The 8,919-nt window shown below is 64.5% G+C and carries 8 protein-coding genes; 3 read left to right on the forward strand and 5 right to left on the reverse strand.

The features are described 5' to 3' along the window. From EOD07_RS12630 to EOD07_RS12645, 3 genes are all read right to left on the reverse strand, one after another. Positions 1–221: ATP-binding cassette domain-containing protein (locus tag EOD07_RS12630; protein WP_127235685.1), on the reverse strand; the 221-nt coding region annotated here is incomplete at its 3' end. Positions 222–455: 234 nt separating this feature from the next. Next, positions 456–1,481: a BMP family protein gene (locus EOD07_RS12640; RefSeq protein WP_041002849.1), complete on the reverse strand. Its 1,026-nt coding sequence runs from the start codon at positions 1,479–1,481 to the stop codon at positions 456–458. A gap of 354 nt (positions 1,482–1,835) precedes the next feature. Beyond that, positions 1,836–3,542, reverse strand: a complete 1,707-nt coding sequence (locus tag EOD07_RS12645) for an MFS transporter (RefSeq protein ID WP_127235686.1) — start codon at positions 3,540–3,542, stop codon at positions 1,836–1,838. A gap of 107 nt (positions 3,543–3,649) precedes the next feature. On the opposite strand from EOD07_RS12645, the gene EOD07_RS12650 reads away from it, so the two are divergent. Beyond that, entirely contained in the window at positions 3,650–4,231 is a 582-nt protein-coding gene (locus EOD07_RS12650; RefSeq protein ID WP_164772213.1) for a TetR/AcrR family transcriptional regulator, read from the forward strand. A gap of 15 nt (positions 4,232–4,246) precedes the next feature. Here EOD07_RS12650 and EOD07_RS12655 read toward each other — a convergent pair whose 3' ends face one another. Together EOD07_RS12655 and EOD07_RS12660 are read right to left on the reverse strand one after the other, a co-directional pair. Next, positions 4,247–4,837: a hypothetical protein gene (locus EOD07_RS12655; protein ID WP_127235688.1), complete on the reverse strand. Its 591-nt coding sequence runs from the start codon at positions 4,835–4,837 to the stop codon at positions 4,247–4,249. A gap of 45 nt (positions 4,838–4,882) precedes the next feature. Beyond that, on the reverse strand, positions 4,883–5,491 hold the full coding sequence (locus EOD07_RS12660; RefSeq protein ID WP_073985129.1) for a TetR/AcrR family transcriptional regulator: 609 nt from the start codon (positions 5,489–5,491) through the stop codon (positions 4,883–4,885). A gap of 78 nt (positions 5,492–5,569) precedes the next feature. Here EOD07_RS12660 and EOD07_RS12665 point away from each other — a divergent pair, with 78 nt between their 5' ends. Further along, positions 5,570–6,853, forward strand: a complete 1,284-nt coding sequence (locus EOD07_RS12665; protein ID WP_127235689.1) for an MFS transporter — start codon at positions 5,570–5,572, stop codon at positions 6,851–6,853. Positions 6,854–7,149: 296 nt separating this feature from the next. After that, complete coding sequence (locus EOD07_RS12670) at positions 7,150–8,724, forward strand: alkaline phosphatase (protein WP_127235690.1); 1,575 nt, start codon at positions 7,150–7,152, stop codon at positions 8,722–8,724. The last annotated feature ends 195 nt before the right edge of the window (positions 8,725–8,919 follow it).

The raw sequence follows: 8,919 nt of genomic DNA on the forward strand, positions 1-8,919 counted from the left end.
GAATTATGGATGGAGACAGGCTTGCCTTCGACCATGATCTCGCCCGCATCCGGCGCATAGGCGCCGAACAGCACGTTCATCAGCGTCGTCTTGCCGGCGCCGTTCTCGCCCAAGAGGCCGAGGATCTCGCCGGGCGCGACGCTGAGGTCGACGGCCTCGTTCGCCTTGACGGCGCCGAAGCTCTTGGTGATGCCGCGCATTTCGATGAGTGGGGCGGACAAGGGGACTCCCTGGATTGCGATCCGGCTAACCGCGAAGGGCAGCGCGAGGCCCCCCTCTCTGGCCTGCCGGCCATCTCCCCCTCAAGGGGGGAGATCAGATGTCACGCCGGCCTTCGCCAACTTTCAATGGTGAAAAGATCGAGCGTCGTCAATGAAACTGCCAATCTCCCCCCTTGAGGGGGAGATGTCCGGCAGGACAGAGAGGGGGGCCTCGCGCCACCCCTTAACAATGCGTCAATCCGAAACCGGCGTGTTCTCGTCGACGTCGACGCGGAAATTGCCTTCGAGGATCTCGGCCTTCTTCTTCTCGACCAGGTCCTTGACCTCCGCCGGCAGCGTCTTGTCGAATTTGTGGTAGGGCGCGAGATAGGAGCCGCCCTTGGCCATGCGCGAGAAATCGCCATAGTCCTGCGCGGTGAAGACGCCGGCCTTGACGAGCTTGATCGCCTGCTCGACCGTCGGGTACATGTCCCACACCGGGCCGGTGATGACCGTATCCGGCCCGAGGCTCGACTGGTCGGACATGTTGGAGATGGCATAGATCTTCTTCTCGACCGCCGCCTCGATGACGCCGAAGCGCTCGGCGTAGATGACGTCGACGCCGGCATCGATCTGCGCCACCGCCGCTTCCTTGGCCTTGGGGGGATCGAAGAACGAGCCGATGAAAGCGACCTTCTTCTTGACGTTGGGATTGACTTCCTTGGCGCCGGCAAAGAAGGCGTTGACCAGCCGGTTCACTTCCGGGATGCCCATTGCCGCGACCGCGCCGACCGTGCCCGACTTCGACATTTTTCCGGCGATCATGCCGGAAAGATAGGCAGGCTCATGGATCCAGTTGTCGAAGACACCGAAATTGGGTTCGGCCGGGCCGGCGCCGGAGCCGAACAGCCAGGCCGTTTTCGGGAACTGCTTGGCCGTGCGGCGCGATTCGCGCTCGGCGGCGAAGGCGTCGCCCAGCACCAGCTGGTAGCCCCCTTGAGCATATTCGCGCATCACGCGGCTGAAGTCGGCGGTCTGCACCTTCTCCGACCATTTGTAGTCGATGCCCAGCTCCTTCTGCGCCTTCAGCAAGGCGACATGGATCTGGTTGTCCCATGGTTCCTCGATCGGCGTGGCGAAGATCGCCGCCACCTTCAGCTTCTTGTCCTTGGCGAAGGCCGCGCCGGGCAGCGCCGCCGCCGCGAGGCCGAGCGCGCCGAGTTCCAGCACGCTGCGCCGCGACAGGCCGGCGCGTTGCGTTTTGCTATGGTCGTTTTCCATTGAAGTGCCCCTCTGTTCGACAGCCGTGTCGAGCCGGCCGTTCCAAAAATGTCAGACGCAGAGGACTATGGAACGGCGCCTGAGATTTGTCCACATGGTCAAATTTGGTGAGTGGTCGCTGTGTGGAAGCCGGGAACGCCGGCGGGACAGCGCCCCTCTGGCCTGCCGACCATCTCCCCCGCAAGGGGGAAGATCAGCTGTCATCACGGTCCTCGCTAATCTCCGACGTCGCAAACCGCGTCAGCGCCCACGTGGCGATGCCTTCTTCGAGAATCTTCGCGCCTTCGTTGACCAGCGGATGGACTGTCTGCTCGATGATCTCGTCGGCGCCAATCTCCGCCGCCTTCGCCCGGATCAGCGTCGGCCCGCAGCCTCGGCCGCCAGGCTTTCCGGCAGTTCCGCCTCGGCGCCGCGGCCGCCGCGCCAGGAGGCGAAGGCGGCGACCAGATAGAGGATGGCCGAGAAGGTGAAGGCGAAGACCAGCCCGTGCTTGAACGGGCCCGACATCAATTCCGGGAAGAATTGGTTGCCGGTCAGCGTGGCGGCGTTGGCCGGCGGCAAAGCATGGAGCACTTCGGCCGGAATCAGCTCGCCCATCGGATTGTAGCCGAGGAAGGCGGCGAACAGGCTGGCGACCGGCGGCATGTTGGCGACCTGGTGCGCGATCGCTTCCGGCACGTGCTGGGCCAGAAGCCCGGCCTCCATCGTCGCCGGCAGGCTGGCGGCGAGGCCGGCGAGCATCAGGCTGAAGAACAGGCCGATCGACAGCACTTGGCCGGCATTGGTGGTGGTGGCGCGCATGCCCGAGGCCTGGCCGCGTTCGCGCGCCGGCACGGAATTCATGATCTGCGTCGAGTTCGGCGCCACGAACAGGCCGGAGCCGAGGCCGTTGAGGAAGAGCAGGCCGGCAAAGGCGGTGTAGGAGAAATCGGCCGGCAGCAGCATCAGCGCGACGAAGCTGGCCGCACCGGCGACCATGCCGCCGACGGCGAAAGGCACGCCGCCGATGCGGTCGGAGAAATAGCCGGAGATCGGCCCGGCGATCAGGAAGCCGATCGTGAGCGGCAGCATGAAGATCGCCGACCAGAGCGGTGTCTGCTCGAAGGAATAGCCGTGCAGCGGCAGCCAGATGCCTTGCAGCCAGACGATCAGCATGAATTGCAATCCGCCGCGGGCGATGCCCGACGCGAGATTGGCGACGTTGCCATAGGCAAAGCCCGGAATGCGGAACAGCGACAGGTCGAGCATCGGCTTGGCGACATGGTTCTCGATCACGACGAAAGCGATCAGCGAGCCGATGCCGACGGCAAAGAGCATCAGCACTTTCGGGCTGGTCCAGGCCATCACCTGGTCGCCATAGGGCTGCAGGCCGTAGGTGATGGCGGTGAGGATCAGGACCAGGCCGAGACCGAAGCTGATGTTGCCCAGCCAGTCGATCGTGTGGCTGGAACGGTTCGGCGCGTCATGCAGTTTCAGATACGCCCAGACGGTGCCGACGAGCCCGAACGGCACGTTGATCCAGAACACCAGCCGCCAGTCGGTGTCGGCGAGCAGCCCGCCGATCAACAGGCCGACGAACTGGCCGCCGATCGCCGCCACGACATTGATGCCCAGCGCGAAGCCGCGCTCGTTCTCGGGAAAGGCGTCGGTGAGCAGCGCCGTGGAATTGGCCATGATCAGCGCGCCGCCGATGCCCTGGATGATGCGCACGCCGATCAGATACATGGCGGCGAAATCGCCCTGGCCTGGCAGCAGGCTGAGCGCGATGGATGCGGCGGTGAAGATGGCGAAGCCGAGGTTGTACATCTTCGCCCGGCCGAACTGGTCGCCCAGCCGGCCGAAGGCGACGACCAGCACGGCAGTGGCGATCATGTAGCCGATGATCGCCCAGAGCAGGTAGTTGATGTTGCCGGGGTCGAGCGCCCTGAGGCCGATGCCGCGAAACACCGCCGGCAGGCTGATCAAAAGGATCGAGCCGTTGATGGCGGCGGCGAGCATGCCGAGCGTGGTGTTGCTCAGAACCATCCATTTGTGGCTCTGTGGGCGGTCCTGTCTGGTCATGGCGTTCAGATCCGGCACTGCTGGCGCGTCGAGGGCCGGCAGACTATATATGAGGATAGTCTCAGGTTTGGAATATGAGGATGGCCTCGGAAAAATCAAGCGCAACTGTGCCGCAGCCACGCGCCCCGCAGCAAAAAAGAGGCCGCGACCGCGTCGCCGCGCTGATGGCGGCGGCGACGGAGCTGTTCGTCGAGAAGGGATTCGACGCGACGACCATGACCGAGATCGCGGCCAAGGCAGGCGCCGCCATCGGCACGCTCTATCTGTTCTTCCCGACCAAGCAGGCGATGGCGCAGGCGATCCTCGCGCAGAACGCGGAGGCGCTTTCGGCCGAGCTCGACGACCTGCGCGACCGGACGCAAGGAATGAGCGCGGCGGCAATCGCCGACCTGCTGTTCGCGCGGCTTGGCGCCTTCATGGCCGGACATCCGGCCTATTCGGCGCTGCTCGATCTGCCGGGCGACGACGGCTGGCGGCGCGCCATGCGCGGCCGCCGGCGCAGCCAGATCGCGACGCTATTCGCCGCCGCCGATCCGCCGTTGCCGGCCGGCCAGGCCGAAAGGCTGGCGGTGATCGTGCCGCAATTGATGCGCATCCCGCTGACCTTGATCGGCGAGAAGCGGCTGCGCGACGGCGTGCTGGAGGAATTGCAGCTGATGCTTAGCCGGCATCTGGAGGCGGGTGGATAAACCAGGAGTGCCCGGTTAATTGTCCACCCGGCCGAAGGGCGGCACGTCGCCGATCACCTCGCGCTTGTCCTTGCCGCAGGTGAAGGTTTTCGCCTTCTCGTCGGCAAGCTTGCGCGCCAGGTCGTTGGCCTGCGCGTTGCCGGTGGCCAAAACCAGGCCGATCGTACAGCCCTGATGCTCTTCCGGCTGCGCCACCTTGGCGACGACCAGCACCTCGATCGACTTCTTCTCGTCCTCGGGATTGCTGACCGAGCGGCGGTGGATCGCGGCGAAGGGGATGGCGATGTCGCCATTGGTCTCGATCCGCCATTCCACCTTCGGGCCGGAGCCGTTGAAGGCGGTGAAGCTCTCCCAGACCGCGGTCATGTCGTCGGACGGAAAGCCGTAATAGACGGATTCGCGCGCGTCGTCGTAGCCGACCAGCACCGGATAGCCGCGATAGCCCGAGCAAACGAGGCTCGCCCAGTCGCCATCGCCTTCCGCTGCCTGCGCATAGGTCACGCAATCCTTCTTCCAGTCGAGATCGGTATAGGCGCTGGAGATGTCGCCGGCATGGGCCGCCTGGCAGAAACCGGCGAGGGCAAGCGGGATCAGAAGAGCACGCATCAATGGCAACTCCGTTTCGAGTTGCCGGAAGCGTAACGCCGTCCGCTATTTCTTCAAGCTGGCTTCGATCAGGAGGTCGGCGTTGCGGGCGACAGCCGCCGCCGGTCCGCCCAGGCCGAAAAGCTGGCCGCTGATGTAAGCGCCCTCAATGAGAAGCAGCAGGCCGTCGCCCAGCGTGTCGGAATCGGCGGCGCCCATCGCGGCCGCCATGGCGCGCAGGCGCCGGCGCAGCTCTATCTTGTTGTTCTCGCTCACCACCCGCGCGGGATGCCCGCGCTCGGGGTATTCCACCGCCGCGTTGGTCATGCCGCAGCCGCGGTAATCCGGCTTTTGCGTGCGTTTGCCGACACGGGTGAGGAAAGCGATGATCTGGGCGCGCGGATCGCCCGGATGCGCGTCGACGGCCTCGTCGAAGCGTTCCCAGAATTCCAAGTCGTATTTGCGCAGATAGGAGGCGGCGAGCTCGTCCTTGGACGGAAAGCTGCGATAGAGGCTCGGTTTGGTGACGCCGGCGCGCTTGACGATCTCGTCGACGCCGATCGCCCGAATGCCCTCGCGATAGAAAAGGTCGCGCGCCACGTCCAGGATCTTGTCCGCCGCCTTCGGGGCGGGGGCGGCGTTCGACGACACTTCAATTTTATTGTCCGATGGCATTCAAACAACTCGCTTGACAATGTTACTGACCGGTACGTATGTATGGCGCCATCCCGCTGCAACGTACCGGTTAGTAACATGATAGCCCAGTCCCGCCCGTTTGGCCAGCGCTACGCATTCGTCGTCGTTGCCGTGATTTTCCTCTGCCTGCTGATCGCGGCCGGGCTTCGCTCGGCGCCTTCGGTGATGATGGTTCCGCTGGAGGAAAGCTTCGGCTGGCGCCGCGACGTCACCTCCTGGGCGGCCAGCGTCGGCATCCTGCTCTATGGGCTGACGGGTCCCTTCGCCGCGGCGCTGATGGAGCGCATTGGGCTCCGCCGCACGCTGCTTGGCGCGCTGCTGGTGATGTCGGGCTCGACCGCGCTCAGCCTGTTCATGACGCAGCCCTGGCATCTCTTCCTCACCTGGGGCGTGTTTTCCGGCATCGGCTCGGGCGCGGTGGCGAGCGTGCTTGGCGCCACCATCGTCAACCGCTGGTTCAAGACCAATCGCGGCCTGATGATGGGCTTGATGTCGGCCTCCAGCGCCACCGGCATGCTGGTGTTTCTGCCCGTGATCGCCTCGCTGGCGCAAAGCGGCGGCTGGAAGCCTGTGGCGATTGCGGTAGCCCTCGCCACCGCGGCGCTGATCCCGCTTGTTCTGCTGCTCGTGCCGGAACGCCCTTCCTCGATCGGCCAGGTCCGTTACGGCGCCGATGCGAACGACATTCCGCCGGTGTCGCCGGCATCGCAGGGCAATTTCCTGGCGCATACGCTGAACACGCTGCGCCGCGCCGCCGGCACCCGGGTGTTCTGGTACCTGTTCGCCACCTTCTTCGTCTGCGGCTTCACCACCAACGGTCTCGTCGGCACGCATCTCATCGCCTTCTGCGGCGATATGGGCATCGGCGAGGTTCAGGCCGCCGGGCTGTTGTCGATGATGGGCATTTTCGACCTGATCGGCACGACGCTGTCCGGTTGGCTCACTGACCGTTTCGATCCGCGCAAGCTGCTCGGCGTCTATTACGCCGTGCGCGGCCTGTCGCTGATCTACCTGCCTTATTCCGGCTTCTCGGCGACCAGCCTGGTCATCTTCGCTGTGCTCTATGGGCTCGACTGGATCGCCACCGTGCCGCCGACGCTCAGGCTCGCCAACGAAGCCTTCGGCGACCGCAGCGGGCCGATCGTATTCGGCTGGATCGTCGCCGGCCACCAGGTGGGCGCCGCGGCCGCCGCCGCCTTCGGTGGGACGATGCGCGAGTTGCAGGGCAATTACGAGCTGGCGTTCCTGATTGCGGGGATGACGGGCATCGCGGCGGCTTGTATTTCGCTCTTGATCAACACGAGCAAGCCGGCTTTCGAGCCGGAGCCGCAGATGGTCTGAGCTGCCAATCTCCCCCCTTGTGGGGGAGATGCCCGGCAGGGCAGAGGGGGGCGCTGTCCCTCCGAGTTATCCAGTTGCAATCAAGTCTATTCAAGCCGTTGGGTGTAGGCTCGGCGGGCAAACGCTGAGAAGTTGGCGATCCTTCGCGCCCCCCTCTGGCCTGCCGGCCATCTCCCCCACAAGGGGGGAGATCAGCAGTTCTGTGCACTGTTATCAAAACTTCATGGTTCCGAAATGCGCCTGAAACATTGAGGCGAGAGGTTGGCGGTCCCGTTCAAAGCCATCCGGAGACAGCCATGAACAAGCTCTCGTTGACCCGCCGCGCTTTCGTCACCTCGGCCAGTGCCTTCGGCCTTGTCGGCGCCTCCGGTCTGGCACTGCCCTATTATTCTCGCGCCAGCCAGCGCCCCGCCTTCACGCACGGCGTCCAGTCCGGCGACGTCGACGCCACGTCCGGCATGGTCTGGACCCGCACCGACCGCCCGGCGCGCGTGATGTATGAAGTGTCGACCACAGAAAGCTTCGCCAATGCCACGAGGCTGGCTGCGCTCGATACCTCGCCGGCCAGCGACTACACGGTGAAGCGGCTGCTCACCGACCTCGCCTCCGACCAGGACATCTTCTACCGCATGACTGCCGCCGATCTCTCCGACATCAATGCCGTCTCCGAGCCGATCGTCGGCCGCTTCCGCACGGCGCCCGCCTCGAAGCGCGATGTGCGCTTCGCCTGGTCGGGCGACACGGCCGGCCAGGGCTGGGGCATCGACGAGACCGGCATGAAGACCTATTCGACCATTGCCAAGCACACGCCGGACTTCTTCCTGCATTCGGGCGACACGATCTATGCCGACGGCGCCTTGAAGGACGAGGTCGACCTTCCCGGCGGCGGCAAGTGGAAGAACATCGTCATGCTCGACGGCAAGCGCAAGGTCGCCGAGACGCTGGACGAATATCGCGACCAGTGGAAGTACAACATGATGGACAAGCACGTGCTTGCCCTCGCCGCCATCTGTCCGACCTTCTACCAGTGGGACGACCATGAGGTGCTGAACAACTGGTCGGACTCGAAGGACCTCACCGCCGACGACCGCTACAAGGAGAAATCCATCCATGTGCTGGCGGCCAGGGCGGCGCGCGCCTTCCATGAGATGACGACCATCCGCTACGAGCCGTCGGAGCCGGGCCGCGTCTACCGCAAGATCTCGCACGGGCCGCTGCTCGACGTGTTCTTCCTCGACATGCGTTCCTATCGCGGCCCGAACGGTCCCGACATGGAGGAAACGCTGACGCCGAAGTCGCGCATGATCGGCGAAGAGCAGTCCAAGTGGTTGAAGCGCGAGCTGGCGAACTCCAAGGCGACCTGGAAGATCATCGCCGCCGACATGCCGCTCAGCCTGGTCGTCTGGGACGATGCCGCCAAGAAATCAGGCGCCGAAGCCGTTGCGAACAACGACAACGGCGCGCCGAAGGGCCGCGAGCTCGAATTCGCCGATGTGCTGCGCTTCATCAAGAATGCCGGCATCACCAACACGGTGTGGCTGACCGCCGATGTGCACTACACCGCGGCGCATTACTACAACCCCGACAAGGCGCAGTTCCAGGATTTCAACCCGTTCTGGGAATTCGTCTCCGGCCCGATCCACGCAGGCACATTCGGCCCCAACGACCTCGACATGACCTTCGGGCCGGAGCTGAAATTCATCAAGGCGCCGACCGCCGAGCAGGGCCAGAACCTGCCGCCGTCGGCCGGACTGCAGTTCTTCGGGCTGGTCGATATCTCCGGCGCCACCGAACAGCTCACCGTGCGGCTGATGGATCGCGACGACAACGAGCTTTACAAGGTTACACTCGACCCGGTGCGATCTGCGTAAGGATCTGTAAGATCGGAAGCGCCGACGCGAGGCCCCCCTCTCTGGCCTGCCGGCCATCTCCCCCTCAAGGGCAGGGGAATCGCATATGGCTTTTTAGGACTTGAAGTTGGCCTGAGAAGGGATTCTTTGGGCAGGCAGTCGAATGAAGGAGAGACTGCCATTTCCAGCCTTGAGAGCTATTTTGGCGCGCTGCCT

This window comes from Mesorhizobium sp. M2C.T.Ca.TU.002.02.1.1 (assembly GCF_003997225.1).

What these genes read in the sequence shown, in the direction of transcription:
- EOD07_RS12655 (WP_127235688.1), bottom strand. Translation starts at nt 4,837, where the DNA reads ATGCGTGCTCTTCTGATCCCGCTTGCCCTCGCCGGTTTCTGCCAGGCG.
- EOD07_RS12645 (WP_127235686.1), bottom strand. Translation starts at nt 3,542, where the DNA reads ATGACCAGACAGGACCGCCCACAGAGCCACAAATGGATGGTTCTGAGC.
- EOD07_RS12670 (WP_127235690.1), top strand. Translation starts at nt 7,150, where the DNA reads ATGAACAAGCTCTCGTTGACCCGCCGCGCTTTCGTCACCTCGGCCAGT.
- EOD07_RS12660 (WP_073985129.1), bottom strand. Translation starts at nt 5,491, where the DNA reads ATGCCATCGGACAATAAAATTGAAGTGTCGTCGAACGCCGCCCCCGCC.
- EOD07_RS12665 (WP_127235689.1), top strand. Translation starts at nt 5,570, where the DNA reads ATGATAGCCCAGTCCCGCCCGTTTGGCCAGCGCTACGCATTCGTCGTC.
- EOD07_RS12640 (WP_041002849.1), bottom strand. Translation starts at nt 1,481, where the DNA reads ATGGAAAACGACCATAGCAAAACGCAACGCGCCGGCCTGTCGCGGCGC.